Source organism: Streptomyces sp. NPDC029122 (assembly GCF_055569445.1).
Window position 1 is genome coordinate 157,916 of record NZ_JBVHWK010000003.1, and the last position, 25,081, is coordinate 182,996.

Here is a 25,081-nt window from a genome sequence, read left to right on the forward strand (position 1 = left end):
TTTCACGTGAAACATCCACCCGTGTTCACCGGTTGTCCCGGCTCGGCGGGGGGCTGACCGACGACTCCCCCCGGAATCCCGTCGGTCAGCCCTTCCCACACGGATCAGTCGGCCAGCGGCAGGTAGACCCGGTTGCCGGAGGCCGCGAACTCGGCGGACTTCTCCGCCATGCCCGCCTCGATCTCATCGGCCTTCAGGTCACCGCCGTGCTCACGGCGGATGTCCTGCGAGATCTTCATCGAACAGAACTTCGGACCGCACATGGAGCAGAAGTGCGCGGTCTTGGCCGGTTCGGCCGGGAGCGTCTCGTCGTGGAACTCACGGGCGGTGTCCGGGTCGAGGGCCAGGTTGAACTGGTCCTCCCACCGGAACTCGAACCGCGCGTCCGACAGGGCGTCGTCCCACTCCTGGGCACCCGGGTGGCCCTTGGCCAGGTCCGCCGCGTGGGCGGCGATCTTGTACGTGATGACCCCGGTCTTCACGTCGTCCCGGTTGGGCAGGCCCAGGTGCTCCTTGGGCGTCACGTAGCAGAGCATCGCGGTGCCCCACCAGGCGATCATCGCGGCGCCGATGCCCGAGGTGATGTGGTCGTACGCGGGCGCCACGTCCGTGGTCAGCGGGCCGAGCGTGTAGAACGGCGCCTCCTCGCAGATCTCCTGCTGGAGGTCGATGTTCTCCTTGATCTTGTGCATCGGGACGTGGCCCGGGCCCTCGATCATCGTCTGGACGTTGTGCCGCTTGGCGATGGTGTTCAGCTCGCCCAGCGTCTTCAGCTCCGCGAACTGCGCGGCGTCGTTGGCGTCCGCGATCGATCCGGGACGCAGGCCGTCACCCAGCGAGTAGGTGACGTCGTACGTCGCGAGGATCTCGCAGAGCTCCTCGAAGTTCGTGTAGAGGAAGTTCTCCTTGTGGTGCGCCAGGCACCACGCGGCCATGATCGAGCCGCCGCGGGAGACGATGCCGGTCTTGCGACGGGCGGTCAGCGGCACGTACGGCAGCAGCACGCCGGCGTGGACCGTCATGTAGTCGACGCCCTGCTCGGCCTGCTCGATGACCGTGTCCTTGTAGATCTCCCAGGTCAGGTCCTCGGCCCTGCCGTCGACCTTCTCCAGTGCCTGGTAGAGCGGCACGGTGCCGATCGGGACGGGAGAGTTGCGCAGCACCCACTCGCGGGTGGTGTGGATGTTGCGGCCGGTGGAGAGGTCCATGACCGTGTCGGCGCCCCAGCGGGTCGCCCAGGTCATCTTCTCCACCTCCTCCTCGATCGAGGAGGTGACGGCGGAGTTGCCGATGTTGGCGTTGACCTTCACCAGGAACCTCTTGCCGATGATCATCGGCTCGATCTCCGGGTGGTTCACGTTGGCCGGAAGCACCGCGCGGCCCGCGGCGATCTCCTCACGGACGACCTCGGGGGAGACGTTCTCGCGGATCGCGACGTACTCCATCTCCGGGGTGACCTCGCCCCGGCGGGCGTACGCGAGCTGCGTGACGGCGGCGCCGCCGCGGCCCCGGCGGGGCTGGCGCGGGCGGCCCGGGAAGACCGCGTCCAGGTTCTTGAGGCCCCCGCGCGGAGAGGTGTGCTTGATGCCGTCGTCCTCGGGACGGACGGGGCGCCCCGCGTACTCCTCCGTGTCGCCCCGGCCGATGATCCAGTGCTCACGCAGCGGGGGCAGGCCCCGGCGCACGTCGGTCTCGATCTGCGGGTCGGTGTACGGCCCGGACGTGTCGTAGAGCGTCACGTCCTTGCCGTTGGTGAGGTGGACCTGGCGGACCGGCACCCGGATGTCCGGGCGGGAGCCCGCCAGGTATCCCTTGTGCCAGCCGGGCTGGCGCTCGGTCTGGCCGTCGGCGTTCTGGCTGACGGCAGGCGTGCGTGCGTCCTGAATGGTCATGAGACCTGATCTCCCTACGCCGGCATTACCCGGTAACAGGTTCGGCGGTCGGCGCAGCCTCCTCCCGTACGCATTCTCATGCGCGTACGGTGATCAGCGCCCTCTCAGCCCGGTGCTCCGAGCTCCCGCGTTGTGCAAAGTAGCCCCCACGTTAGCGTCGTGTGTGGCGTGCTGAACAGTGGGCCCCCTCATCTCTTGCGATGATCTGCCGGTGACGTCCTCGCCGCAGCCCCCCCACGAACCCACAGAGCCCATGGGCCACACCGGCCCCGAGCACGCGTCCCACGGGGATGCGGCCGCGCCCTCCCTCGGGCACTCCTCCGGCCACAGCCACGGGCACGGACACAGCCACGGCCACGGGCCGGCGGCTCCGGTCTCCAAGCACCTGCGCAAGGTGATCGCCGCCGTCCTGATCCCCTTCGCCACCGCCGTCTTCATCGGCATGGCCGTGCTCTGGCCCGGCGGCGCACCCGCGCACGAACGCACCGGTGTGGGCTTCGACCGCCAGACCGAACAGGGCAAGGTCGTCGCTCTCGCGAAGGTGGACTGCAAATCGGTCAACGCCTCGCAGGTCCCTCCCACGGGCGACACCTCCACCCCCGAGGGGCGCGAGGCGCAGGCCGCCAGGACCGGCGAGTGCAAGAAGGCCACCATCGAGGTGACCAGCGGCCCGGAACGGGGCCGGGCGTTCTTCGAGATCGTCCAGCCCGGTGCGCCACGGCAGTTGGAGAAGGGCCAGGAGGTGGTGGTGGCGTACGCGCCGGACGCGCCCCGGGATCTCCAGTACTCGGTGATCGACCTGAACCGGAAGTTCCCGATGGCGCTGCTGGCCGGCATCTTCGCCGTCGCGGTCGTCGTGGTGGGCCGGATGCGCGGCCTGTTCGCCCTCATCGCGCTCGTGGTCAGCTTCGGGGTACTGACGCTCTTCATCCTCCCGGCGATCCTGCAGGGCTCGAACCCGCTGCTCGTCGCGGTCATTGGAGCCAGCGCGATCATGCTGATCGCCCTCTACATGTGCCACGGGCTGACGGCTCGGACCTCGGTAGCCGTCCTCGGCACGCTGGTCTCGCTCCTGCTGATCGGCCTGCTGGGCTCGCTGTTCATCGGCTGGGCGTTCCTGAGCGGCAACACGGACGACAACACCGGGCTGATCCACGGGCTTTACCCGAGCATCGACATGAGCGGCTTGCTGCTCGCGGGCGTGATCATCGGATCGCTCGGTGTGCTCGACGACGTGACCGTCACTCAGACGTCGGCCGTCTGGGAACTCCACCAGGCGGACCCGGCGATGGGCCCGCGGGCCCTGTACCGGGCCGCCATCCGGATCGGCCGCGACCACATCGCGTCGGTGGTGAACACCCTCGTGCTGGCGTACGCCGGCGCCGCGCTGCCGCTCCTGCTGCTGTTCTCGATCGCCAACAGCAGCATGGGGACGGTGGCCAACAGCGAGCTGGTCGCCGAGGAGATCGTACGGACCCTCGTCGGTTCCATCGGGCTCGTGGCCTCGGTGCCCGTGACCACCGCCCTGGCGGCGCTGGTGGTCTCCGCCGACCGGCCGGGGGCCGCGGGCGGCGTGGCCGCGGGACCGGCCGCCGGACCGGCCCGCGGCGGCCGGGGCCGGCGGCGGCGCAAGCGCTGAAGGACTCGACGGGGCGGGACCGTTGCGGCTCCGCCCCTCAGCCGGCCTTCCGCTCGTCCTGCTGCGACTCGGAGAGGATCTTGCCGAGCGCCTGGTCGAGGCTCTCCTCGAAGTCGCCCAGACTGCGCTCCTGACCGAGCGGAACGAGCCGGTCGGTCCGGTCGAGGAAGGCGACGAGGGGCCCCGCGCCCGCGCGGAAGAGGGCCCGGTCGCCGCCGACCTGGAGACGGATGTGGACGTCGGACAGCTCCTCCGGGTCGGTGGGCGCGATGTGCACGTCACCGTCACCGCTCGGCTTGTTGATGCCGTCGAGAAGCAGCTCCCGGCCGAACGCCCAGGTCACGGGCGCGTCTCCGGGAAGGTGGAAGGTGAGGCGTACCGCGTAGGGGTCACGGGCGTCGTACCGCAGCTCCACCGGGATCCGGAACGCGAGTTCCTCGGAAACGAGGAAGCTCATCATGACCTCTGCCTGTACCGAATCGCGCATTGCCTACCCCTGTAGTGGAAGTGGCCAGGAATGATCCCCCAGGGCCTCTTGACAAGGGTGGTGGAAGCGGCAGCAGATCACAAGGAGTGAGTTTTCAGATACTGATAGAGAAGGAGAGGGTGCTGAACAGCGCGCCTACTTCACTCCGTAGTCGATCGACAGCGGAGAGCAACCGGTCTTCTTGGTGCAGGGGGAGAGAAATGGCCACGGTTGCGGCGATATCGCCGACGGTGAGCGGGATCGCCGCGCACACCGTGCCCAGGGCGTACTCCTGACGCTCGATCACGGGCTGCATCCGCTCCCGGGAGCCGATCCGCTGCTCCAGGGCGTGCGCGTCCCGCACGGTGTAGGGCGTGATGCTCTCGACCGGGTGCCGTTCGTAGTAGTCCTTGCGCGTCTTCTCGTCGAGCTGGCCCAACAGGCACTGGCCGATGGCGTGGGCGTGGCCGGTCGCGCGGACGTCGGCCCATTCCTCGCAGACGGGGTTGGCCGGAGTGTCCGAGACACCCACGATCTCGATCTCACCCTCGCGGAACACCGCGAAGTAGACGGGGGCCCCGACCGTGTCGCGGAAGTGCGCGAGCGAGTCGAGGATCATGCTGCGACGTTTCTGCTGAAGCCCGCCACCCGCCAGCCGGCCGGCCGCGTCGCCGAGCACGAACACCCCGCTCTGCCGGCGCAGATAGCCCTCGTGCGTCAGCGTGCGCAGCAGGTGGTACGCGGTGGGGAGCGGGAGCCCGGCCTCGCGCGCCAGCTGTTTCGCCGGGGCTCCCCCGCTATGCGACCCCGCCGCTTCCAGCAGCCGCAACGCCCGCTGCACCGAACCGATCAGGGTCGGCACACCGGGATTGTGAACCGAAGACAAAGCTCACCCCCAGGCGTGGCAGCGGGCCTCGGGGTGGCCCGCCCTGCGGGGGCCGCCCCCGCGTGTGCCGCGGCTCCTGGGGGTCGTGCTCAGTTGTTGCCCCGACGCGACCGCCCGTTCCGAGCGGAGGTATCGGCGCCCAGGGAACGGCACAGATTGCCACTGTATCCACCGGTTCCCGGCGTGTGGGCGGTTTGGCCGGTCCCGTTCCCCCGCCTGGGTTAATCCCCTGACCCGTTGGGGGCGGGGCGGGCCTGGTGCTACCAGTCGCTGGAGGAGGCCTTCGGCCCACTGCCGGTGAACTTCTTGACCACGAACACCAGGCCGCCGACGAGGGCGACGAAGAGCAGCAGCTTGAAGGCGAACGAGATCAGCGTGCCGAGGATGGAGGTGATCACTCCGCCGAAGACGAAGAGTGCCAGCAGCGGAACGGCGACCCACTTCACCCACCAGGGCATACCCGCGAACATCGCTCGGATCCCGTCCATGTTCCTACCTCTTCCTCGTCCGTGACCCGTGACCCGCGGCCCGTGAGTCCGCGGCTTCGTGAGCCGGTGATCTCGTGGGTCCGTCGGTCTCCGCCGGTCCGTTTCTTTCCTCGCTCTCGATGCTAGGAGCCGGCCGCGCCGCACAGGGGTCCACGAGCCCCCGGAACCCCCTGACCCGCCCCCTAGGGGGATCAGGGGCACGACCCTCAGTCCGACGGCCGCCCGACCCGTGCTCAGCCCTCCGGCGGGGAGAAGACCACCATCACCTTCAAGGGCTCGGTGATGTGGTGGAACTTGTGCGGTACCCCCGCGGGGACGTAGACGACGCTGCCGTTCGCCACCACCGTCGTCTCCTCCCCGACCGTGATCGAGGCCCTGCCGCTCACCACGAAGTACACCTCGTCCTGACGGTGCGGCTGCTGCGGGTCGCTCTGCCCGGCATCGAGCGCGTACAGCCCGACCGACATGTTCCGTTCCCGGAGGAACTGCAGATAGGCGCCGTCGTTGGCGGCCCGCTCCGCCTCGAGCTCGTCCAGCCGGAAGGCCTTCATCTTTCGCTGTGCCCCTTGCTCTTGCCCGGTGGTGCCCCGGGATCCGCCGATCTGCCGATGCCCGGCCCGGATCTTCTCTGCCACGATCAGACACATGACGAATTTCGTAGTCAAGACGCTCGCCAACGCGGCGGCTCTGGCCGTCGCCATCTGGCTGCCCGGGATCACCCTCGACGACGGCAGCAGCCTGGGCCGCCGCGCGCTGACTCTGATCCTGGTCGCGCTGGTCTTCGGGCTGGTCAACCTCATCGTCAAGCCGGTGGTGAAGCTGCTCTCGTTCCCGCTGTTCATCCTCACGCTCGGTCTGTTCACCCTGGTCGTGAACGCCCTGATGCTGCTGCTCACCTCCTGGCTGGCCGAGCAGTTCGACCTCAGCTTCCACGTGGACGGCTTCTGGACCGCCGTACTCGGCGGCCTGATCATCTCCGTCGTCTCCTGGGCCGTGAACCTGGCCCTGCCCGACAAGCACTGAACGGGCCCGCCGAGCACCGGTCCGCCGGCCGCCGTACGCACCGCCGTGAAGGAGCACACCACGTGAACGAGCACACCCCCGGCGGGACCGCCGGAGCAGCGGCCGCGCCCGGCCCGTACGGCGACGGCACGCGCGCCGTGCGCGCCGGGCTGCCCGAGCCCGTCAAGAACGAACCGCCGCTGCCCGGCCCGGTGTTCGCCGCCCACTTCCACCTCCCGGGCGAGGTCTCGGGCCCGTACACCTACGGCCGCGACACGAACCCCACCTGGACCCTGCTGGAACGGGCCATCGGGGAACTGGAGGCACCGGACGGGGAAGGGGCGGAGACCGTCGTCTTCGCCTCCGGAATGGCGGCCGTCTCCGCCGTCCTGCTCTCACAGGCCCGCACCGGCGACACCGTCGTCCTGCCCTCCGACGGCTATCAGGCGCTGCCCCTGGTCCGCGAACAGCTCGAGGCGTACGGAGTCCACGTGCGCACCGCGCCGACCGGCCAGGACGCGCAGCTCGCCGCCCTCGACGGGGCCCGGCTGCTGTGGATCGAGACCCCGTCCAACCCGGGCCTCGACGTGTGCGACGTACGCCGCCTCGTGCGGGCCGCGCACACGGCGGGCGCCCTGGTCGCCGTCGACAACACCCTGGCGACCCCGCTCGGACAGCGGCCCCTGGAACTGGGAGCGGACTTCTCCGTCGCCAGCGGCACCAAGGGGCTCACCGGCCACGGGGACCTGCTGCTCGGCTACGTCGTCTGCCGCGACCCGGAACTGGCCGCGGGCATCCGCCGCTGGCGCAAGATCGTCGGAGCGATCCCGGGCCCCATGGAGGCCTGGCTGGCCCATCGCTCCCTGTCCACCCTCCAGCTGCGGGCCGGACGCCAGTGGGGCAACGCGCTGGCAGTGGCCGAGGTGCTGGCCGACCGGCCCGAGGTGAGCGGGGTCCGCTACCCGGGCCTCGCCTCGGACCCCTCCCACAAGACGGCCTCCCGGCAGATGCGCGGCTTCGGCTCGGTGGTCTCGTTCGTCCTCCCGGACCGCGCGCACGCGGAGCGCTTCATGACCGCTCTGCACCTGGTCGAGGACGCCACGAGCTTCGGCGGAGTCCGGTCCACCGCGGAGCGGCGCGGACGCTGGGGCGGCGACGCCGTGCCGGAGGGCTTCATCCGTTTCTCCGCCGGGGCCGAGGACCCCGAGGACCTGGTCGCGGACGTGCTCCGGGCCCTCGACTCGGCGGCCGCCGGGGCCTGAGCGGCGGAGGAAGAAGGAAAGCGGTCCGAGCCTCCCCCCTGGTGGCTCGGACCGCGCCGGGTTCCCCGCGAGAAGAACCACGTTGACAAGGCTAGTTGACTCAGCGTCAGAGTCCAATCACGGTAACGACAGGGGCCTATCGGCATATTTATAGTTGAAGGCCCCCACCGAGAGGGGCCGCCATGGACCTGGCCCTGCTGCGCACCTTCGTCGCCGTGCACCGGGCAGGCTCGTTCACCCGGGCCGCCACGCTCCTCGGGCTGTCACAGCCCGCTGTCACCTCGCAGATCCGCACCCTGGAACGGCAGCTCGGCCGGCCCCTGTTCCACCGGCGTGCCCGGGGCGTCACCCCCACGGCCGTCGGCGACGAGCTGGCCCACAAGGCCGCCCCTCACCTCGACGCGCTGCTCCGGATCGCCGAGACCGAACGGGAGGCCGCCGGAGCCCTGCGGACCCTGCACCTCGCCGGGCCCCCGGAATTCCTCTGCCTGCGCGTACTGCCCGCGCTCGCACCCCTGGTCGGCCAGGGCCAGACCCTGCGCACCGCCCTGGTGCCCGGCGCCGAGGAGAACCTCGCCGGGCTGGCCGCCGGGCAGCACGACCTGGTCGTCACCACCTCCCGTCCACGCGGCGGCCCCTTCACCGCGAGCGTCCTCTGCGACGAGGAACAGGTGCTGGTGGCCGCGCCCTACTGGGCCGCCCTGGCCGACCCCGCCGCACTGAGCGCTTCGGGCCCCGCGGCGCTCGACGGGATCCCGGTCGTCGAGGTCCACGAGAGCCTGCCGCTGGTCACCCGCTACTGGGCCACCGTCTTCGACTCCGCACCCGACACCGCCGCCAGGGTGGTGGCCCCCGACCTGCGGGCGGTCCTGGAATGCGTCCTGGCCGGCGCCGGACTCGCCGTCCTGCCCCGCTACCTGTGCCAGGAGGCCCTCGACCGCGGTGAGGTCGTCTCCCTGCTGGATCCCGCCGTCCCGCCGCTGCGCACCTGGTTCCTCGTCGTCCGGGCGGGCAGCCTGGCGCTCGCCCACCTGGCCCGGGCCCACGATCGGCTGTTGCGCGCCGCCGCGCACTGGTGAGCCCCTCGTTTCCGGCCGCTGACGCGTTTCAGACGGGCGGGCGCGGGCCACTCTTCTCCCATGACCGAACGTCCCGTGGTCAAACGCACCGCCCGCGCGATCCTGCTCGACGGTGACGACCTGATCCTCATCAAGCGCACCAAGCCAGGCGTCGACCCGTACTGGCTCACGCCGGGCGGTGGCGTGGAGGCCTCGGACCACACCGTCGTCGACGCCCTCCACCGAGAGCTCCACGAGGAACTCGGCGCCAAGGTCACCGATGTGGTGCCGTGTTTCGTCGACACCGTCGAGCACATCACCGACGGGGGAGTGACCGGGGTGAAGGTCCAGCACTTCTTCGTCTGCCGTCTCGAATCGATGGACCCCGGCCAGCGGCACGGCCCGGAAGTCGACGATCCCCAGGGCGAGTACGAGATCGTCCGCGTGCCCTTCAGCCGTGTCGGCATCGCCGCCGTCCACCTGGTTCCGCTCTCACTGCGCCACTACCTCGACGGCAACATCGAGGGGGTCCGCGCCATGCACGCCCCCGACCTGGGCTGACGCCTCCGGGGAGCGGGCGGCTCCGTACCGTCTCAGCCGGCCACGCCCGCCAGCTCCTCGAGGGCGTCGTAGCGGATGCGCTCTCCGGGGATCCCGATCCGCTTGAGCGCGTCCACACCGTTGCGGATCATCGCGGGCGGCCCCGAGATGAAGGCGTCGTACGAGCTCCAGGGCCCGTGCTCACCGACCGCCTGCGGCAGCTGTCCGGCCAGCCCCTCGCCGACCACCGGGCGCACCGACAGCCACGGGTGGGAGCGCTGCAACCCGAGCAGGGTGTCCTTGTCGTAGAGGTCGTGATCGCTGCGCGCCCCGAAGAAGACCTCCATCGGGCGCCGCTCACCGTGCTCGGCGACGTCCTCGATCAGTGCCTTGATCGGGGCGATGCCGGTACCGCCGCCCAGGCACAGCATCCCGTTGTCGGTGCTGTGGTCCACCACCATCGAACCGGCCGGCGGGCCCAGCCGCAGGACGTCGCCCGGCCGGGCGTGCCGTACCAGGGCATTGGACACCCAGCCCGCCGGGACCGCCTTCACGTGGAAGGACAGCAGCCCGTCCGCGCGGGGCGCCGAGGCGAAGGAGTAGTGCCGCCAGACCCGCGGCCACCACGGGGTCTCCAGACTGGTGTACTGGCCGGCGAGGAAGGGGTACGGCTGGTCGGGGCGGACCGTCAGCACGGCGATGTCCGAGGTGCGCAGGTCGTGCGAGACCACCTCGGCGTGCCACCAGGCCGGTGCCCTGGCCTCGTCCTCCGCCGCCGCGTCGATCATCGTCTGCGAGATGGCGGTGTACGCGCGCACCCATGCCGCCTCGGTCTCCGGCCCCCAGGTGACCTCCGCGTACCGGGCCAGCGCGCCGAGCAGCGCTTCTCCGACCACCGGGTAGTGGGTGGGCACGGTGCCGTACTTGCGGTGGCCTGCGCCGAGCCGCTGGAGGTACGGGGTCAGTACGGCCGGGTCGTCGATGTGGTCGGCGGCGGTCAGCAGGGCCTTCAGCAGCCGGTCACGCTGGACGTCCATGGCCGCGGGGAACAACTCCCGGACCTCGGGGTGGCGCGTGAAGACCAGCGCATAGAAGTACGAGGTCACCTTGTCCGCGACGGGTGCGATCTCGGCAAGGGTACGGCGGATGAGAACGGCGTCCGGGGAGGGCTCCATCGCACCGCCCCCGGAGGGTATCCAGCCCCTCGGTCTGGCCGGTCTGGTGGGCGGAGCGTCCATGCGGTGCCTCGCTTCGAGCATCTCGGTCGGGTCTCACACGCCACGGCCTCGAATCCGTGGTTCCGGGATTAATAGCGTGCCAGCCGACGGGGAACGCGGCGGGCGAATGGAAAAAACGGTGTTTCGAACCCCCTTTTCCCCTTAAGATGCCTTGACTTCCGGGCGTGCCGTGCCCAGGAGCTGGTATGCCTCCCGGAGGTCACGGCCCTCGTAGACATGGGTGGCCCGCTCCGCCAGGTACGGGCGCGCGTTCACCGCCACCGAGCGCGGCACCACCTCGAAGAGCACCGCGTCGGTCATGGAGTCCCCGTACGCGACACAGTCGGTGCGGCCCACCCCGAACCGCGCGCACAGCTGGTCCGCGACCTCCACCTTGCGCTCCGGCGTCAGGATCCCGGTCACGTCGACGGGCCGGGTGAAGGGCACCTCGGGAAAGACCGAGCCGTGAGCGGCGTGCGCGCCCCACTCCAGCAGCAGTTCCACGAAGAACGAGGGGGACAGCGAGATCACCGCGCAGTAGTCACCGCGGCCCCGGATCTCCGTCCAGACCTCCTGGATCCCCGCCAGCCACGGTGCCCCGTCGAAGGCCGCCCGGACGTGCGCCGGCGTCAGATCCGCCCACAGCTCCCGGGCCGCCACCGAGAAATCGTGCGGGCCGATCTCCCGCGCGCTGAAGGCCCGCTCCAGCGCGGCGATCTCGGTGTCCACCCCGAGCTGCCGGGAGATCTCCACCGGCGCGGCCGAGCCGTACATCAGGGTCCCGTCGAGATCGAACAGGTGCAGCGAAGTCATAACCGCCGAGGCTAGCGGGTCCGTTGCGCCGGGGGCACTCCCCTCGGCGGCAGCCGGCGAAAAGGGCGGCCCCTGGGGCGCGGCCGACGCGGTGACCCAGCCATGTTTCACGTGAAACAGGCCATGTGCGACACGAGCCGAGGCGGGCAACACCCCATGCGCGAGACGGGCCGGGTGTGAAACGAGCCGGTGTTTCACGTGAAACATCGGCTGACGGATCCCCGAATTCCCTGGACTCCTCCCAAGCCGGTGATCCACTCTGGGCCGGTGACACCACCACAGCTCATCGACCTGCCGATCCGCGCACTGACCATGGCAGATCTCCGGCACTGCGCCGACCTGTCCGAGGACCGCGGCTGGCCGCGCGAGGACCACAAGTGGGGGCTGCTCCTCACCGCCGGCGACGGCTACGGCATCGACGCACCCGACGGCCAGGGGCTCGCAGCCGCCTGTGTCGTCACCCGGTACGGAGACACCGGCGCGAAGCCCGACCTCGCCGCCATCGGGATGGTCCTCGTCGCCGACCGGTACGCCCGCAAGGGTCTGGGCCGGCGCCTCATGCGGCACGTGTGCGACGACCTGCTCGCCGGCGTCCCGCTCACCCTGCACTCCACCCCTTACGGGCGCCCGCTCTACGAGGAGCTCGGCTTCGGCGCCACGGGCCGCGCGGAGATGCTCCGGGGCGCCTTCCGCCCCGGACCGGACGGCCCGGCCGACGGCCCTGCCGGCGTCCACGTCCGGCCGGCCGCCGCCGAGGACCTCCAGGGAATCGTCCGGCTGGACACGGAGGTGTTCGGAACCGACCGGACCCACCTCATCACGCGACTGCCGGCATTCACCGACAGGCTGCTCGTCGCCGAGGACCCCTCCGGTGCCCTCATCGGCTACGCCGCGATCTGGCCCAACATGGACACCCATGTCGTCGGCCCCCTGATCGCCCGCGACACCGCCGTCGCCAAGGCCCTGGTCTCCGCATTGGCCGCGGGCACCGAACGGGACCTGCGCACCGATGTGGACGTGCGCCACGAGGAACTCCTCGCGTGGCTCAAGGCGCGCGGCCTGGAGTCCGTGGCCTTCAACGCCGTCATGACCCGAGACATCCCAGGCCTGCCCGGCGACTGGTCCCGCCGCTGGGCGCCGCTCACCGTCGCCGCCGGCTGAAACGAGGACACCCGCCCATGACCGAAGCACCCGAGCCGGCCATCCGCCCGGCCACGGAGGGCGACCTTCCCGAGATCGTCGCCATGCTCGCCGACGACCCGCTCGGCGCCACCCGTGAGTCACCCGACGACCTGACCCCGTACATCGCGGCCCTGAAGCGGCTGGCCGACGACCCCCACCAGCACCTCGTCGTCGCGGTACGCGGCGACCGCGTGGTGGGGACGCTCCAGCTCACGATCGTTCCCGGGCTGTCCCGCAAGGGCGCCACCCGTTCCATCATCGAGGGCGTCCGGGTCCACGCCGAGGAACGCGGCGGCGGCCTGGGGACCCGGTTCATCGAATGGGCCGTCGAGCGGTCCCGGCAGGAGAACTGCCAACTGGTCCAGCTCACCTCGGACGTGACCCGTACCGACGCCCACCGGTTCTACGAGCGGCTCGGTTTCACCGCCTCCCATGTGGGGTTCAAGCTCCAGCTCTGAGCAGCCCCGGCACGGGCCGGGCCGCTGTCCGTGGCCCGGCCTACGATCGGGAGGATGAGCCGCAGCCTCCCCCTCATCACCACCGCCGAGCGTCGCCACCGTTTGGGCCGGCGGCACCGTCTCGCTCCCTCCGCCCGTGCCCGCACCACCAGCCAGGTCGCGGACGCCGTCGTCGCCCTGCACGCCACGGACGCCGCGACCGTCTACCTGTCCGTCCGGGCCCGGCTCGCCGAGGGCGGGCCCGACGCGATCGAGCATGCCCTGTACGAGGACGTCAGCGTGGTCCGCATGCTCAGCATGCGCAACACCCTCTTCGCCGTCTCGGCCGGACTCGCCCCGTACGTGGACGCGTCCACCGCCCGGGGAATCGCGGTGAAGGAACGCAGGACCCTCCTCAAGCACCTGGAAGAGGACGGCCGGGGCCTCGACGCCGACTGGCTGGCGCACGCCGAGGCCGCCGCCCTCGAGGCACTCGACGCCCGGGGCGCTTCGACGGGCAGCCAGCTCTCCGCGGCGGTACCCGCCCTGCGGCAGAAGATCACCATCGCGCGGGGCAAGAAGTACGAGGCGGAGACCGGCGTGGCCACCCGCGTCATCCGCCTCCTGGCCGCCGACGGCCGCATCCGACGGGACCGGCCGCGCGGAACCTGGACCTCCAGCCAGTTCCGCTGGGTCCACACCCAGCCCTGGCCCTCCGTGCCCGCCGCCGAGGCCCGCGCGGAGGTCGCCCGCCGCTGGCTCCACGCCTACGGCCCGGCCACCGAGGCGGACCTCAAGTGGTGGACCGGCTGGAGCCTCACCGACGTACGCGCGGCGCTGGCCGCCGTGGGCCCCGAGCAGGTCCGCCTCGACAACGGCGGAACGGGGCTCGTCTGCCCGGGTGACACCGGGCCCGAGCCGGCCCCTGAACCGTGGGCCGCACTACTGCCCGGCCTCGACCCCAGCGCTATGGGCTGGGCCGACCGGGGCTTCCACCTCGACCCCGCCCACCGTCCCGCCCTGTTCGACTACGCGGGCAACATCGGGCCGACCGTGTGGTGGAACGGCGAGATCGTCGGTGGCTGGGCCCAGCGTCCTGGCGGGGAGATCGTCTGGCGGCTGCTGGGCAACCCCGGCGGGGCCGCCGAGGAGGCGGTCGCGACGGAGGCCGCCCGGCTCGCCGACTGGGTGGGCGACGCCCGTGTCACCCCCCGCTTCCGCACCCCGCTGGAGCGCGAACTGGCCGCCTGAACGCCGCGGCCGAAGGGGCACGGCCCGGGAGGCGTCAGCCGATGCCCCGCCAGCCCCGCGGGTCCACTCCGCCGGGCACCGGGGCGCCGGGGTCGTAGGGCTCGCGGGTGAAGACGAACGAGGCGAGGTCGAGGTGGCTCACGGAGCCGTCCTCACGCCTGACCGCCCGCAGCGTCTCGCCCGCGTAATACCCCGTCAGACCGGTCCAGGTGCCGTCCGGTCCGGCGCGGAAACGGGCAGGCCGGCCGGTGGACCCGACCGGGCTCAGTTCCAGGGACCCGTCCGCGTTCAGCCGGAGGACCTGTGCCGAAGTACCCCAGTACCAGGGGCCGCACAGTTCCAGCGGAACCTGGTCGTCCTCCTTGAACGGACGCCACGGCTCGGGGATGCGCGGCTCCGCCTCCGCGACGATCGCGATCAGATCGGTGGCCACCGCCGAGGCCGGCAGGCCCGACGTGCAGTTCGACAGTACGACCGCGGCCACGTCGTCCGCCTCGCTGAACCAGAGTCCCGCGACGAACCCGGGCAGCGAACCGCCGTGCCCGGCGAGCCGGCGCCCGCCCTGGTCCGCCGTCTGGAGGCCGAGCCCGTATCCGAGTTCGGCCGAGCCGGGCTCCGGAGGAGCCGCAGGGGCGCGCATTTCCCGTGCGCTCTCCGCGCTCAGCACCCGGTCGTCGCCCCGCATCAGCAGCTGCGCGAACCTGGCCAGGTCACCGGTGGTGGACCACAGCTGACCGGCCGCGGCCATCAGCCCCAGGTCCTCGGACGGCTCAGGCATCATCACGTCCGCCCACGGGTGCACCGCCCAGCCGCCCGCGTGCGGGGCCTGCGGCAGCGCGCTCGTACGGTTCAGGCCCAGCGGCTCCAGCACCTCGGCGCGCAGCACCTCCTCCCACGGCTTCCCGCGGAGCGCCTCGACGAGCGAACCGAGCAGGGTGTAACCGGGGTTGGAGTAGTGGTGGCGGGTCCCCGGCACGTGCTTGAACGGCTCGGCCCCGAGCACGTCGGCGAGCTCCGGCCGCAATGCGGCCGACGAGCGCTCCCACCACTCACCCGGAGTCTCCGCCCCGAGACCGGAGGTGTGCGCCAGCAGCTGGCCGATGGTCACCTCGTCCGCACCGCTGCCGGGGAGGTGCTTGCCCAGCGGGTCCGACAGGTCCAGCAGGCCTTCGTCCCGCAGCCGCATCACCAGGACGGCGGTGAAGGTCTTGGTGATCGATCCGATCCGGTACTGCACGTTCCCGTCCGGCCCGTGGCCCTCGACGGAAGTCCGGGAGCCCTCCCAGACCACCTCCCCGCCGCGTACGACGGTCGCCACCAGCGAAGGGGTCCGACCCTCGCGCTGGGCGACGGCGATCCGGTGCCGGAGGGCACGCCGGGTCGCGGGGAGCAGTTCCAGGTCTTCAGAGAGCGCGTCCATGATCGGATGCTACGTGTTGGCCATGTCCACGAACCGCGAATAATGGCCCTGGAAGGCGACCGTGATGGTGGCCGTCGGACCGTTTCGGTGCTTGGCGACGATCAGGTCCGCCTCGCCGGCACGGGGCGATTCCTTCTCGTACGCGTCCTCGCGGTGCAGCAGGATCACCATGTCGGCGTCCTGTTCGATCGAGCCGGATTCACGCAGGTCGGAGACCATCGGCTTCTTGTCGGTGCGCTGCTCGGGACCACGGTTCAGCTGGGAGAGCGCGATCACCGGCACCTCGAGCTCCTTGGCCAGCAGCTTGAGGTTTCGGGACATGTCGGAGACCTCCTGCTGGCGGCTCTCGGGACGGCGCGAGCCGCCCGACTGCATGAGCTGCAGGTAGTCGATGACGACGAGCGAGAGGTCGTTGCGCTGCTTGAGCCGACGGCACTTGGCCCGGATCTCCATCATCGACAGGTTGGGGGAGTCGTCGATGTACAGCGGGGCGGCCGAGACGTCCGGCATCCGGCGGGCGAGCCGCGTCCAGTCGTCGTCGGTCATGGTGCCCGAGCGCATGTGGTGGAGCGCCACCCTGGCCTCCGCCGAGAGCAGACGCATGGCGATCTCGTTGCGGCCCATTTCGAGGGAGAAGATGACGCTCGGCAGGTTGCTCTTGATGGAGCAGGCGCGGGCGAAGTCCAGCGCGAGCGTCGACTTGCCCATGGCGGGTCGGGCGGCGATGACGATCATCTGGCCGGGGTGCAGGCCGTTGGTCAGGGAGTCCAGGTCGGTGAACCCGGTCGGGACGCCCGACATCTGGCCGGAGCGCGAGCCGATCGCCTCGATCTCGTCGAGCGCGCCCTCCATGATGTCGCCGAGCGGCAGGTAGTCCTCGGAGGTCCGCTGCTCGGTGACGGCGTAGATCTCGGCCTGGGCGCTGTTGACGATCTCGTCGACGTCTCCGTCCGCCGCGTAGCCCATCTGAGTGATCTTCGTACCGGCCGCGACGAGGCGGCGCAGGACGGCCCGCTCGTGGACGATCTCCGCGTAGTACTCGGCGTTCGCAGCGGTCGGTACGGACTGCACCAGGGTGTGCAGGTACGAGGCGCCGCCGACCTTGCTGATCTCGCCACGGCGGGTCAGCTCGGCGCCGACCGTGATCGGGTCGGCGGGCTCGCCCTTCGCGTACAGGTCGAGAATGGCCTGGTAGATCGTCTCGTGCGAGGGCCGGTAGAAGTCGTGCCCCTTGAGGACCTCGACCACGTCGGCGATCGCGTCCTTGGACAGCAGCATGCCGCCGAGCACCGACTGCTCGGCGTCCAGGTCCTGCGGCGGGACGCGCTCGAAGCCGCCCCCTCCGCCGTCCCAGGAGCCGCTTTCGCGGCCCCGGTCCTGCTGGTCGTCCCCCCGGCCGCGGCCGTCGCCGCTGCGGCGCGGACGGGCGGGCAGACGGTCACTAGGACCACTGTCGGCCCAGGGGTCGTCCATGGGCTCGGGCATGCTCACCGGGCCGCCTCCTCCGTCCGCGAACGCGGACCTTCGCCGTGGCACTCTTTCTACGCCACGGCTCTGACATTTGGGACACCCGAAGCGGCTCTGGCCGCGTCGGGCAACGCACAACGGTAGGGCCGCGAGCGGCGTCAGCCAATCTTGTTATCCACAGGCTGTGTGGATGAGATGTGGACGACGGAGCCAATGCTGTGGGTAAGTCGCCCGAAGCTGTGCACAGACCGGGGGACGACGCTGTGGACAAAATCACCTGACCTACCCTCGCACCCCGTTTGACCTGCACTTTCCCGGTCGGTAGAGGACGGGAGAGAAAATTCTTGGCCACTGTCTCAAGATCGCCACCAACGGGCCGGAAGGAACGCCCAAGTCAGCGGCTTAGTAAGGGTCCTAGCATCCTTGCATCCATTACCTGTGGAAGATTAGATTGAGCACATGACACAGGCCCCCACCACCACGAAGACGACCAGGAAACGGTACGACCGAGAGATCCTCGCGCTCGCCGTGCCGGCCTTCGGCGCACTCGTGGCCGAGCCGCTCTTCGTGATGGCCGACAGCGCCATCGTGGGGCACCTCGGGACCCCCCAGCTGGCCGGCCTCGGCATCGCGGCGGCACTGCTCACCACCGCCGTGAGCGTCTTCGTCTTCCTCGCCTACGCCACCACCGCCGCCGTGGCCCGGCGCGTCGGCGCGGGCGACCTCCCGGCAGCCATCCGGCAGGGCATGGACGGCATCTGGCTCGCCCTGCTGCTCGGCACCGCCGTCCTCATCGCCGTTCTGCCCACGGCCCACGGTCTGGTCTCCCTCTTCGGGGCTTCGGACACCGCCGCCCCCTACGCCGTCACATACCTGCGGATCTCGGCGCTCGGCATCCCCGCGATGCTCGTGGTCCTGGCCGCCACCGGCGTCATCCGCGGCCTCCAGGACACCCGCACCCCGCTCTACGTGGCCATCGGCGGCTTCGCCCTCAACGGCGCCCTCAACGTGGCCCTGGTCTACGGCGCGGGTTTCGGCATCGCGGGATCCGCCTGGGGCACGGTCATCGCCCAGTGGGCCATGGCCGGCGCGTACCTCTTCGTGGTCGTCCGGGGCGCCCGGCACCACGGCGCCTCCCTGCGGCCCGACGCGGCGGGTATCCGCGCCTGCGCCCAGGCGGGAGTGCCGCTGCTGGTCCGCACCCTGTCCCTGCGCGCCATTCTGATGATCGCGACCGCCGTGGCGGCCCGGCTGGGAGACGCCGACATCGCCGCCCACCAGATCCTGCTGTCCCTCTGGAGCCTGCTCGCCTTCGCTCTGGACGCGATCGCCATCGCCGGCCAGGCCATCATCGGCCGCCACCTGGGTGCCGGTGACACCGAGGGGGCCCGGGCCGTGTGCCGCCGGATGCTGATGTGGGGCGTCGTCACCGGCGTCGTGCTGGGCCTGCTGGTCGTCGTGGCCCGTCCGGTGTTCATCCCGCTGTTCACCAGCGACCCCGTGGTGGAGGACACCCTGCTGCCCGCCCTGCTGGTCGTGGCCCTGAGCCAGCCCGTCTGCGGAGTCGTCTTCGTCCTCGACGGAGTGCTGATGGGGGCCGGTGACGGTCGGTACCTGGCATGGGCGATGCTGCTGACCCTGGCCGTCTTCGCGCCGGCCGCGCTCCTGGTCCCGGCCCTCGGCGGCGGTCTGACCGCGCTCTGGTGGGCGATGACCCTGATGATGCTGGTCCGGATGGTCACCCTCCAGCTCCGTGCGCGTTCGGGCCGCTGGCTGGTCGCGGGAGCGACCCGATGACGGCCGAGGGATGTTTCACGTGAAACAGGGGGCCTTTTCACAGTGGACAGCAGGCCGTTTCACGTGAAACAGCGCTTCCCGGGAACGACGAAGGGCCGCACCCCGGAGGGTGCGGCCCTTCATGCGCTGCCCTTAGGCGGCGACGACCTCGATGCCCACGTTCGCGACGACCTCGGCGTGCAGACGCACGGAGACCTGGTACGAACCGAGGGTCTTGATCGGGGAGCCCAGCTCCACGCGACGCTTGTCGACCTTCGGGCCACCGGACGCCTCGACCGCGGAAGCGATGTCGGCCGGGGTGACGGAACCGAAGAGGCGACCGGCGTCACCCGCGCGGGTGGCCAGACGGACCTTCACGCCCTCGAGCTTGGCCTTGACCTCGTTGGCCTGCTCGATGGTCGCGATCTCGTGGATCTTGCGGGCGCGGCGGATCTGCGCCACGTCCTTCTCGCCACCCTTGGTCCAGCGGATCGCGAAACCACGCGGGACCAGGTAGTTGCGAGCGTAACCGTCCTTGACGTCGACGACATCGCCGGCGGTGCCGAGGCCAGAGACCTCGTGGGTCAGGATGATCTTCATTAGTCGGTCACCCTTTCCTTATCGCGCGGTGGACGTGTAGGGCAGCAGCGCCATCTCACGGCTGTTCTTGACGGCCGTGGCGACGTCACGCTGGTGCTGCGTGCAGTTGCCGGTAACGCGGCGGGCACGGATCTTGCCACGGTCGGAAATGAACTTCCGCAGCATGTTCGTGTCCTTGTAGTCCACGTACGCGGTCTTGTCCTTGCAGAACGCGCAGACCTTCTTCTTAGGCTTGCGCACAGGCGGCTTCGCCATTGTGTCTCTCCTGTGTGATCAAGAAGTTTGGAAGGAGCTGCCCTAGAAGGGCGGCTCGTCCGAGTAGCCACCGCCGGAGCCGCCGGAGCTTCCGCCCCAGCCGCCCCCGCCGCCGCCCTGCTGGCCGCCGGCCGGCGCACTGGACGCCCACGGGTCGTCGGAGGGAGCTCCGCCGCCCTGGGGACCAGCGCTGGGGGCTCCGCCCCAGCTGCCGCCGCCCTGCTGCTGACCGCCGCCGCCGTATCCACCCTGGCCACCGCGACCGGTGGTCTTGGCGACCTTGGCCGTGGCGTTCTTGAGGCTGGGGCCGACTTCCTCGACGTCCAGCTCGTAGACCGTGCGCTTGACACCCTCACGGTCCTCGTAGGACCGCTGCTTCAGCCGGCCCTGCACGATGACGCGCATGCCCCGCTGAAGGGACTCGGCGACGTTCTCCGCCGCCTGACGCCAGACCGAGCAGGTCAGGAACAGGCCTTCGCCGTCCTTCCACTCATTGGTCTGCTTGTCGAAGATGCGGGGAGTGGACGCGACACGGAACTTCGCGACCGCCGCACCCGAGGGGGTGAAGCGCAGCTCGGGGTCGTCGACGAGATTGCCGACGACCGTGATGACGGTCTCGCCTGCCATGGATGGAAACCTCTCGGCGGGGATTGCTGCTGGGCTGCTGTGCTACTCGGCCCGATTACCGCTGAACCTGAGTTCAGTGGGTCTCGGGGCGAAGGACCTTGGTCCGGAGAACCGACTCGTTCAGGTTCATCTGGCGGTCGAGCTCCTTGACGACCGCAGGCTCGGCCTGCAGGTCGATGACCGAGTAGATGCCCTCGGGCTTCTTCTTGATCTCGTAAGCGAGACGACGACGGCCCCAGGTGTCGACCTTCTCGACCTTTCCGTTGCCCTCACGGACGACGGAGAGGAAGTTCTCGATCAGCGGGGAGACAGCGCGCTCCTCGAGATCGGGGTCGAGGATGACCATCACTTCGTAGTGACGCATGTGGAACCCACCTCCTTTGGACTCAGCGGCCACGGTCGTTCCGTGGCAGGAGGGTCGTGATGCGTGCCGCACGGCGTCCGAGAGCAGACACCGCGCAGACCGTACAGACTACCTGCTCGCTTCCTTCCGGTTGAAATCCGGCCGGAGGAGGCCACACTCTGTATGCGTCGGGTGTGCTCGGTGCCACGCCCCCGCCCCAGGTCGGAGGCGCGCCGCGCACCGCTCTGCGTCAGCCAGGAGGTGCCTTCCGATGGCACAGGCCATGCATCGCCAGTCCTCGCCCCCGCCGATCTCGCTCTTCTCCACCGACGGCAAGTCCCATCCGGTCCAGGACACCCTGATGGTGGTCACCCTGGTCCTCGGCGCCGTGGCGTTCGTCACTGCGTTCTTCCACGATCTGCACCTGCTCAGCTCCTGGGCCGGGCTGATCGGGATCGGGACCGGGCTGTACGGACAGTTCATCTCCGCCACCACCCGCGAGCGCTTCGTGCTGATCATCGGCCTAGGCGCGTCTGCCATCGGCTTCATGCTCGGAATGGCGCACGGCGGCCTCTTCGGCGGCTGGCTGGGCTGACCGGGGGACCTCCGCGACGGGGCGCCGTCCTTCCTCCGGCCCAGGCACCGGCCCGTACCGGCCTGTCCCCCAGATGGGTGGCGCCACCGTCGCAGTAGGCTTCGCGCCATAGCAGCGAAGCCGCCGGAGGAGACACCCCGCATGAGCCTGTCCCTGAGCACCATCAGCCGCGAGCAGCATCTGGCGTACCTCCAGAGCCTGCCTTCGGCTAGCCACTGCCAGGTCCCGGCATGGGCCGACGTCAAGAACGAGTGGCGTTCGGAGAACCTCGGCTGGTTCGACAAGAACGGCGAACTCGTCGGCGCCGCGCTCGTGTTGTACCGCCAGCTGCCCAAGGTGAAGCGCTACCTCGCGTACCTCCCCGAGGGCCCCGTCATCAACTGGTACGCCCCCAACCTCGAGGAGTGGCTCCAGCCGATGCTGGCCCACCTCAAGCAGCAGGGCGCCTTCACCGTGAAGATGGGCCCGCCCGTCGTCATCCGCCGCTGGAACTCGGCCGCCATCAAGGCCGGCATCCAGGACCCCGAGGTCAAGCGCCTGCGCGATGTCGAGGCCTCGTACATCGAGCCCCGCGCCTTCGAGGTGTCCGACAAGCTGCGCCGCATGGGCTGGCAGCAGGGCGAGGACGGCGGCGCCGGTTTCGGCGACGTGCAGCCCCGCTACGTGTTCCAGGTCCCGCTGGCCAACCGCTCCCTGGACGACGTCCTCAAGGGCTTCAACCAGCTGTGGCGCCGCAACATCAAGAAGGCCGAGAAGGCCGGCGTCGAGGTCGTCCAGGGCGGCTACGAGGACCTGCCGACCTGGCAGTACCTCTACGAGATCACGGCCGAGCGCGACAAGTTCCGTCCGCGCCCGCTCAGTTACTTCCAGCGCCAGTGGACGGCCCTCAACTCCGAGGACCCCAACCGCATGCGGCTGTACATCGCCAAGCACGAGGGGGAGCCGCTGGCCGCCGCCACGATGCTCACCGTCGGCCAGCACGTCTGGTACTCGTACGGCGCCTCCGCCAACCACAAGCGCGAGGTCCGTCCCTCGAACGCGATGCAGTGGCGCATGCTGCGCGATTCGTACGCGCTGGGTGCCAGCGTCTACGACCTGCGCGGCATCTCTGACACGCTGGACGAGAACGACCACCTGTTCGGCCTGATCCAGTTCAAGGTCGGTACGGGCGGCGAGGCCGTCGAGTACGTCGGCGAGTGGGACTTCCCGCTCAACAAGGTGCTCCACAAGGCGCTCGACATCTACATGTCGCGCCGCTGACCCAGCTGTTTTTCGAGAGAGGTTCCGGACGGGCATGGCGCTCACGCTCTACGTCGACACCGCGCGCTGGCGTGCGCACCAGAAGCAGATCACGGACCAGTTCCCCGGTCTGATCCCGGTCTGCAAGGGCAACGGCTACGGCTTCGGCCACGAGCGGCTGTGTGAGGAGGCGACCCGGATGGGCGCCGACATCCTGGCCGTCGGGACGACGTACGAGGCCGCGAGCATCAAGGACCACTTCGGTGGCGACCTGCTCGTCCTCACCCCCTTCCGGCGGGGTGAGGAGCCGGTGCCGCTTCCGGACCGGGTGATCCGCTCGGTGTCCTCGGTGGACGGGGTCCGCGGACTGGTCGGGGCCCGCGTGGTCATCGAGTGCATGAGCTCGATGCGCCGCCACGGCATCTCCGAGCAGGACCTGGGCCTGCTCCAGTCGGCGATCGAGGACGTCCGGCTGGAGGGCTTCGCCCTGCACCTGCCGCTGGACCGCCCCGACGGCTCGGACGCCGTCGAGGAGGTCATCGGCTGGATGGACCGGCTGCGCGCGGCCCGGCTGCCGCTGCACACCATGTTCGTCAGCCACCTGCGGGCCGAGGAGCTGGCACGGCTCCAGCAGCAGTTCCCGCAGACCCGGTTCCGGGCGCGCATCGGCACCCGGCTGTGGCTGGGCGACCACGACGCCACCCAGTACCGGGGCTCGGTCCTGGACGTCACCCGGGTCGCCAAGGGCGACCGCTTCGGCTACCGCCAGCAGAAGGCCGCCTCCGACGGCTGGCTGGTCGTGGTCGCGGGCGGCACCTCGCACGGAGTGGGCCTGGAGGCCCCCAAGGCCCTCCACGGGGTCATGCCGCGCGCCAAGGGCGTCGCACGGGCCGGTCTGGCCACCGTCAACCGGAACCTGTCGCCCTTCGTCTGGGCCGGCAAGCAGCGCTGGTTCGCGGAGCCGCCGCACATGCAGGTGTCGATCCTGTTCGTGCCCTCGGACGCGACCGAGCCGAGGGTGGGCGACGAGCTGGTGGCCCACCTGCGCCACACCACGACGCAGTTCGACCGGGTGCTCGACGCCTGAGCCGGCGGGGAGTGACCGGGCCGGCGGCCCGGTCACTCCTTGACGTCCACGCCCCAGGCGACCCGCTGTCCTTCCGAAGGCGCCGCGTACCGCGGCGCCTTCGCCTTGTCCGAGAGGGTGAAGACGTCCTCGGCCCCGTCCAGGACACCGCCGGAGGGATCGTCGGAGCCGTCGCGGCGGACGACGTCGCGCTCGGGCAGCAGGACGTCCCGTACGACGACGGCGCAGAGGTACAGGGTGGCCAGCAGGTGGGCGGCGATGGCCAGCTGGTAGCCCTCCACGGGCAGGCCCTGGTGCTTGTCCCCGCTGCTCGTGTAGGCGAGGTAGAACCAGATCCCCAGGAAGTACGCGACCTCGCCCGCCTGCCAGATCAGGAAGTCACGCCAGCGGGGCCGGGCCAGGGCGGCGAGCGGGATGAGCCACAGCACGTACTGGGGTGAGTACACCTTGTTGGCCAGGATGAAGGCGGCGACGACCAGGAAGGCGAGCTGGGCGAAGCGCGGGCGCCTGGGGGCCGTCAGCGTGAGCAGTCCGATGGCGAGGCAGAGCAGCAGGGTCAGCCCGGTCGCGTAGGTGTTGGCCCCTTCGAGGGGATTGCCGGTGCGCTGGGAGATCAGCAGCCAGACGGAGCCGAAGTCGATGGGCCGCTCCTGGCTGAACTGGTAGAACCGCTTCCAGCCGTCCCAGGCGACGTACATGACCGGGCCGTTCACGAGGAGCCAGGAGACGGCCGCGCCGAGGACGGCGGCGCCGTACGCCCGCCACTTCCCGGCCCGCCAGCAGAGCACGAAGAGCACCCCGAGCAGCAGGACCGGGTAGAGCTTGGCCGCGGTCGCCAGGCCGATGAGCACGCCGGCGAGCAGGGGCCGGCTGCGCGACCACATCAGGATCGCCGCGGCGGTGAGGGCCACGGCCGGCAGGTCCCAGTTGATGGTGGCCGTGAGCGCGAAGGCCGGTGCGAGGGCGAGGAGCAGGGCGTCCCACGGCCTGCGGCGATGGGTGCGGGCGACACAGACGGCGATGACGGCGGCGCAGGCCATGAGCATGCCCGCGTTGACCATCCAGTACATCTGCTCGCGGTGCTGGATGGAGCCGGAGGTGGGCGTCATCCAGGACGCGACCTGCATGAAGGCCCCGGTGAGCACCGGGTACTCGAGGTACTGCATGCCGCCGTACTTCGGGTCGGTCACGATGTCGGGGAACTTGTCGCGGTACGGCACCATGCCCTCGGCGAAGCCGCGGGCGGAGTACAGGTGCGGGATGTCGGAGTAGCAGGCGTGGGTGTACTGCGAGGCCGCTCCCCGGAACCAGGCCCAGTCGTAGCAGGGCACCTTCTGCACCATGCCCAGTGCGAACATGCCGAGGGCCACGAGGACCACGACGCGGACCGGGTTCAGCCAGTGCCCGCCCAGCCGGGCGTGGCGGCCGGCCGGTCCCCCGATGAACTCGCTGCCGGCGGTGGCGACCTCGTCCTGCTGCGTGGGCGGTACGGGCCGGTCCTCGTGCACCTTGGTCATGGCGCCCATCCTGCCGTACCGC

The 25,081-nt window shown here is 70.4% G+C and carries 26 protein-coding genes; 12 read left to right on the forward strand and 14 right to left on the reverse strand.

The window, feature by feature from the left end:
* Positions 1–104: 104 nt before the first annotated feature.
* Entirely contained in the window at positions 105–1,892 is a 1,788-nt protein-coding gene (gene thiC, locus ACZ4WZ_RS05305) for a phosphomethylpyrimidine synthase ThiC (protein ID WP_467885308.1), read from the reverse strand.
* Between the two features lie 178 nt (positions 1,893–2,070).
* Here thiC and ACZ4WZ_RS05310 point away from each other — a divergent pair, with 178 nt between their 5' ends.
* Complete coding sequence (locus ACZ4WZ_RS05310; protein ID WP_467885311.1) at positions 2,071–3,531, forward strand: YibE/F family protein; 1,461 nt, start codon at positions 2,071–2,073, stop codon at positions 3,529–3,531.
* A 37-nt stretch (positions 3,532–3,568) separates the two neighbouring features.
* Here ACZ4WZ_RS05310 and ACZ4WZ_RS05315 read toward each other — a convergent pair whose 3' ends face one another.
* The 4 genes from ACZ4WZ_RS05315 to ACZ4WZ_RS05330 form a co-directional block, all read right to left on the reverse strand.
* Entirely contained in the window at positions 3,569–4,018 is a 450-nt protein-coding gene (locus ACZ4WZ_RS05315; RefSeq protein ID WP_467885314.1) for an SsgA family sporulation/cell division regulator, read from the reverse strand.
* Positions 4,019–4,112: 94 nt separating this feature from the next.
* Positions 4,113–4,859 (reverse strand): IclR family transcriptional regulator, encoded by a 747-nt coding sequence (locus tag ACZ4WZ_RS05320; RefSeq protein ID WP_467885317.1) that lies wholly within the window; start codon positions 4,857–4,859, stop codon positions 4,113–4,115.
* Between the two features lie 284 nt (positions 4,860–5,143).
* The gene (locus ACZ4WZ_RS05325) at positions 5,144–5,371 is read right to left on the reverse strand and encodes a DUF5326 family protein (RefSeq protein ID WP_467885319.1); all 228 of its coding nucleotides are present in this window, start codon (positions 5,369–5,371) and stop codon (positions 5,144–5,146) included.
* A gap of 233 nt (positions 5,372–5,604) precedes the next feature.
* Positions 5,605–5,922 (reverse strand): cupin domain-containing protein, encoded by a 318-nt coding sequence (locus ACZ4WZ_RS05330; protein WP_388932715.1) that lies wholly within the window; start codon positions 5,920–5,922, stop codon positions 5,605–5,607.
* 94 nt (positions 5,923–6,016) lie between these two features.
* Here ACZ4WZ_RS05330 and ACZ4WZ_RS05335 point away from each other — a divergent pair, with 94 nt between their 5' ends.
* The 4 genes from ACZ4WZ_RS05335 to ACZ4WZ_RS05350 all read left to right on the forward strand — a co-directional run bounded on the left by ACZ4WZ_RS05335 (position 6,017) and on the right by ACZ4WZ_RS05350 (position 9,254).
* On the forward strand, positions 6,017–6,394 hold the full coding sequence (locus ACZ4WZ_RS05335) for a phage holin family protein (protein ID WP_467885323.1): 378 nt from the start codon (positions 6,017–6,019) through the stop codon (positions 6,392–6,394).
* A 62-nt stretch (positions 6,395–6,456) separates the two neighbouring features.
* Positions 6,457–7,635 (forward strand): cystathionine gamma-lyase, encoded by a 1,179-nt coding sequence (locus ACZ4WZ_RS05340; RefSeq protein WP_467885326.1) that lies wholly within the window; start codon positions 6,457–6,459, stop codon positions 7,633–7,635.
* Positions 7,636–7,817: 182 nt separating this feature from the next.
* The gene (locus ACZ4WZ_RS05345; protein WP_467885328.1) at positions 7,818–8,714 is read left to right on the forward strand and encodes a LysR family transcriptional regulator; all 897 of its coding nucleotides are present in this window, start codon (positions 7,818–7,820) and stop codon (positions 8,712–8,714) included.
* Positions 8,715–8,774: 60 nt separating this feature from the next.
* A complete protein-coding gene (locus ACZ4WZ_RS05350) occupies positions 8,775–9,254 on the forward strand; it encodes an NUDIX domain-containing protein (protein ID WP_467885330.1) in 480 nt (159 codons plus the stop codon).
* A 32-nt stretch (positions 9,255–9,286) separates the two neighbouring features.
* On the opposite strand, the gene ACZ4WZ_RS05355 is transcribed toward ACZ4WZ_RS05350, so the two are convergent.
* Together ACZ4WZ_RS05355 and ACZ4WZ_RS05360 are read right to left on the reverse strand one after the other, a co-directional pair.
* Positions 9,287–10,408, reverse strand: coding sequence for a globin domain-containing protein (locus tag ACZ4WZ_RS05355; RefSeq protein WP_467885332.1), 1,122 nt, complete (start codon positions 10,406–10,408; stop codon positions 9,287–9,289).
* Between the two features lie 204 nt (positions 10,409–10,612).
* Complete coding sequence (locus tag ACZ4WZ_RS05360) at positions 10,613–11,263, reverse strand: HAD family hydrolase (protein ID WP_467885335.1); 651 nt, start codon at positions 11,261–11,263, stop codon at positions 10,613–10,615.
* 312 nt (positions 11,264–11,575) lie between these two features.
* On the opposite strand from ACZ4WZ_RS05360, the gene ACZ4WZ_RS05365 reads away from it, so the two are divergent.
* From ACZ4WZ_RS05365 to ACZ4WZ_RS05375, 3 genes are read left to right on the forward strand one after another with little or no spacing between them, the layout of a single operon-like run.
* A complete protein-coding gene (locus ACZ4WZ_RS05365) occupies positions 11,576–12,424 on the forward strand; it encodes a GNAT family N-acetyltransferase (protein ID WP_467885909.1) in 849 nt (282 codons plus the stop codon).
* Between the two features lie 17 nt (positions 12,425–12,441).
* The gene (locus ACZ4WZ_RS05370) at positions 12,442–12,903 is read left to right on the forward strand and encodes a GNAT family N-acetyltransferase (RefSeq protein WP_467885338.1); all 462 of its coding nucleotides are present in this window, start codon (positions 12,442–12,444) and stop codon (positions 12,901–12,903) included.
* Positions 12,904–12,957: 54 nt separating this feature from the next.
* Positions 12,958–14,133 carry a winged helix DNA-binding domain-containing protein gene (locus ACZ4WZ_RS05375; protein WP_467885341.1) on the forward strand — a complete coding sequence of 392 codons (1,176 nt, stop codon included), beginning with the start codon at positions 12,958–12,960 and terminating at the stop codon, positions 14,131–14,133.
* A gap of 34 nt (positions 14,134–14,167) precedes the next feature.
* On the opposite strand, the gene ACZ4WZ_RS05380 is transcribed toward ACZ4WZ_RS05375, so the two are convergent.
* A complete protein-coding gene (locus ACZ4WZ_RS05380) occupies positions 14,168–15,553 on the reverse strand; it encodes a serine hydrolase domain-containing protein (protein ID WP_467885343.1) in 1,386 nt (461 codons plus the stop codon).
* A gap of 9 nt (positions 15,554–15,562) precedes the next feature.
* Complete coding sequence (gene dnaB / locus ACZ4WZ_RS05385; RefSeq protein ID WP_467885911.1) at positions 15,563–17,026, reverse strand: replicative DNA helicase; 1,464 nt, start codon at positions 17,024–17,026, stop codon at positions 15,563–15,565.
* A 453-nt stretch (positions 17,027–17,479) separates the two neighbouring features.
* Between dnaB and ACZ4WZ_RS05390 the strand changes: the two genes are divergently transcribed.
* Positions 17,480–18,817, forward strand: a complete 1,338-nt coding sequence (locus ACZ4WZ_RS05390; protein ID WP_467885345.1) for an MATE family efflux transporter — start codon at positions 17,480–17,482, stop codon at positions 18,815–18,817.
* 132 nt (positions 18,818–18,949) lie between these two features.
* Here the strand turns inward: ACZ4WZ_RS05390 and rplI are convergent, their stop codons facing one another.
* The 4 genes from rplI to rpsF all read right to left on the reverse strand — a co-directional run bounded on the left by rplI (position 18,950) and on the right by rpsF (position 20,642).
* Positions 18,950–19,396 carry a 50S ribosomal protein L9 gene (gene rplI, locus ACZ4WZ_RS05395; RefSeq protein WP_125594108.1) on the reverse strand — a complete coding sequence of 149 codons (447 nt, stop codon included), beginning with the start codon at positions 19,394–19,396 and terminating at the stop codon, positions 18,950–18,952.
* Between the two features lie 18 nt (positions 19,397–19,414).
* On the reverse strand, positions 19,415–19,651 hold the full coding sequence (gene rpsR, locus ACZ4WZ_RS05400; RefSeq protein WP_005315025.1) for a 30S ribosomal protein S18: 237 nt from the start codon (positions 19,649–19,651) through the stop codon (positions 19,415–19,417).
* A 42-nt stretch (positions 19,652–19,693) separates the two neighbouring features.
* Positions 19,694–20,278 (reverse strand): single-stranded DNA-binding protein, encoded by a 585-nt coding sequence (locus ACZ4WZ_RS05405; protein ID WP_467885349.1) that lies wholly within the window; start codon positions 20,276–20,278, stop codon positions 19,694–19,696.
* Between the two features lie 73 nt (positions 20,279–20,351).
* Positions 20,352–20,642 carry a 30S ribosomal protein S6 gene (gene rpsF, locus ACZ4WZ_RS05410; protein WP_004950685.1) on the reverse strand — a complete coding sequence of 97 codons (291 nt, stop codon included), beginning with the start codon at positions 20,640–20,642 and terminating at the stop codon, positions 20,352–20,354.
* A gap of 250 nt (positions 20,643–20,892) precedes the next feature.
* Here rpsF and ACZ4WZ_RS05415 point away from each other — a divergent pair, with 250 nt between their 5' ends.
* From ACZ4WZ_RS05415 to ACZ4WZ_RS05425, 3 genes are all read left to right on the forward strand, one after another.
* Positions 20,893–21,216, forward strand: a complete 324-nt coding sequence (locus tag ACZ4WZ_RS05415) for a hypothetical protein (RefSeq protein WP_467885352.1) — start codon at positions 20,893–20,895, stop codon at positions 21,214–21,216.
* Positions 21,217–21,357: 141 nt separating this feature from the next.
* Positions 21,358–22,476 (forward strand): lipid II:glycine glycyltransferase FemX, encoded by a 1,119-nt coding sequence (locus ACZ4WZ_RS05420; protein WP_388932752.1) that lies wholly within the window; start codon positions 21,358–21,360, stop codon positions 22,474–22,476.
* 34 nt (positions 22,477–22,510) lie between these two features.
* Entirely contained in the window at positions 22,511–23,542 is a 1,032-nt protein-coding gene (locus ACZ4WZ_RS05425) for an alanine racemase (protein WP_467885355.1), read from the forward strand.
* A gap of 32 nt (positions 23,543–23,574) precedes the next feature.
* Here ACZ4WZ_RS05425 and ACZ4WZ_RS05430 read toward each other — a convergent pair whose 3' ends face one another.
* Positions 23,575–25,059 carry a glycosyltransferase family 87 protein gene (locus ACZ4WZ_RS05430; protein ID WP_467885356.1) on the reverse strand — a complete coding sequence of 495 codons (1,485 nt, stop codon included), beginning with the start codon at positions 25,057–25,059 and terminating at the stop codon, positions 23,575–23,577.
* Positions 25,060–25,081: the final 22 nt, after the last annotated feature.

What these genes read in the sequence shown, in the direction of transcription:
- thiC (WP_467885308.1), bottom strand. Translation starts at nt 1,892, where the DNA reads ATGACCATTCAGGACGCACGCACGCCTGCCGTCAGCCAGAACGCCGAC.
- ACZ4WZ_RS05315 (WP_467885314.1), bottom strand. Translation starts at nt 4,018, where the DNA reads ATGCGCGATTCGGTACAGGCAGAGGTCATGATGAGCTTCCTCGTTTCC.
- ACZ4WZ_RS05325 (WP_467885319.1), bottom strand. Translation starts at nt 5,371, where the DNA reads ATGGACGGGATCCGAGCGATGTTCGCGGGTATGCCCTGGTGGGTGAAG.
- ACZ4WZ_RS05330 (WP_388932715.1), bottom strand. Translation starts at nt 5,922, where the DNA reads ATGAAGGCCTTCCGGCTGGACGAGCTCGAGGCGGAGCGGGCCGCCAAC.
- ACZ4WZ_RS05335 (WP_467885323.1), top strand. Translation starts at nt 6,017, where the DNA reads ATGACGAATTTCGTAGTCAAGACGCTCGCCAACGCGGCGGCTCTGGCC.
- ACZ4WZ_RS05345 (WP_467885328.1), top strand. Translation starts at nt 7,818, where the DNA reads ATGGACCTGGCCCTGCTGCGCACCTTCGTCGCCGTGCACCGGGCAGGC.
- ACZ4WZ_RS05350 (WP_467885330.1), top strand. Translation starts at nt 8,775, where the DNA reads ATGACCGAACGTCCCGTGGTCAAACGCACCGCCCGCGCGATCCTGCTC.
- ACZ4WZ_RS05355 (WP_467885332.1), bottom strand. Translation starts at nt 10,408, where the DNA reads ATGGAGCCCTCCCCGGACGCCGTTCTCATCCGCCGTACCCTTGCCGAG.
- ACZ4WZ_RS05360 (WP_467885335.1), bottom strand. Translation starts at nt 11,263, where the DNA reads ATGACTTCGCTGCACCTGTTCGATCTCGACGGGACCCTGATGTACGGC.
- ACZ4WZ_RS05365 (WP_467885909.1), top strand. Translation starts at nt 11,576, where the DNA reads ATGGCAGATCTCCGGCACTGCGCCGACCTGTCCGAGGACCGCGGCTGG.
- ACZ4WZ_RS05370 (WP_467885338.1), top strand. Translation starts at nt 12,442, where the DNA reads ATGACCGAAGCACCCGAGCCGGCCATCCGCCCGGCCACGGAGGGCGAC.
- ACZ4WZ_RS05375 (WP_467885341.1), top strand. Translation starts at nt 12,958, where the DNA reads ATGAGCCGCAGCCTCCCCCTCATCACCACCGCCGAGCGTCGCCACCGT.
- ACZ4WZ_RS05380 (WP_467885343.1), bottom strand. Translation starts at nt 15,553, where the DNA reads ATGGACGCGCTCTCTGAAGACCTGGAACTGCTCCCCGCGACCCGGCGT.
- dnaB (WP_467885911.1), bottom strand. Translation starts at nt 17,026, where the DNA reads ATGGACGACCCCTGGGCCGACAGTGGTCCTAGTGACCGTCTGCCCGCC.
- ACZ4WZ_RS05390 (WP_467885345.1), top strand. Translation starts at nt 17,480, where the DNA reads ATGACACAGGCCCCCACCACCACGAAGACGACCAGGAAACGGTACGAC.
- rplI (WP_125594108.1), bottom strand. Translation starts at nt 19,396, where the DNA reads ATGAAGATCATCCTGACCCACGAGGTCTCTGGCCTCGGCACCGCCGGC.
- rpsR (WP_005315025.1), bottom strand. Translation starts at nt 19,651, where the DNA reads ATGGCGAAGCCGCCTGTGCGCAAGCCTAAGAAGAAGGTCTGCGCGTTC.
- ACZ4WZ_RS05405 (WP_467885349.1), bottom strand. Translation starts at nt 20,278, where the DNA reads ATGGCAGGCGAGACCGTCATCACGGTCGTCGGCAATCTCGTCGACGAC.
- rpsF (WP_004950685.1), bottom strand. Translation starts at nt 20,642, where the DNA reads ATGCGTCACTACGAAGTGATGGTCATCCTCGACCCCGATCTCGAGGAG.
- ACZ4WZ_RS05415 (WP_467885352.1), top strand. Translation starts at nt 20,893, where the DNA reads ATGGCACAGGCCATGCATCGCCAGTCCTCGCCCCCGCCGATCTCGCTC.
- ACZ4WZ_RS05420 (WP_388932752.1), top strand. Translation starts at nt 21,358, where the DNA reads ATGAGCCTGTCCCTGAGCACCATCAGCCGCGAGCAGCATCTGGCGTAC.
- ACZ4WZ_RS05425 (WP_467885355.1), top strand. Translation starts at nt 22,511, where the DNA reads ATGGCGCTCACGCTCTACGTCGACACCGCGCGCTGGCGTGCGCACCAG.
- ACZ4WZ_RS05430 (WP_467885356.1), bottom strand. Translation starts at nt 25,059, where the DNA reads ATGACCAAGGTGCACGAGGACCGGCCCGTACCGCCCACGCAGCAGGAC.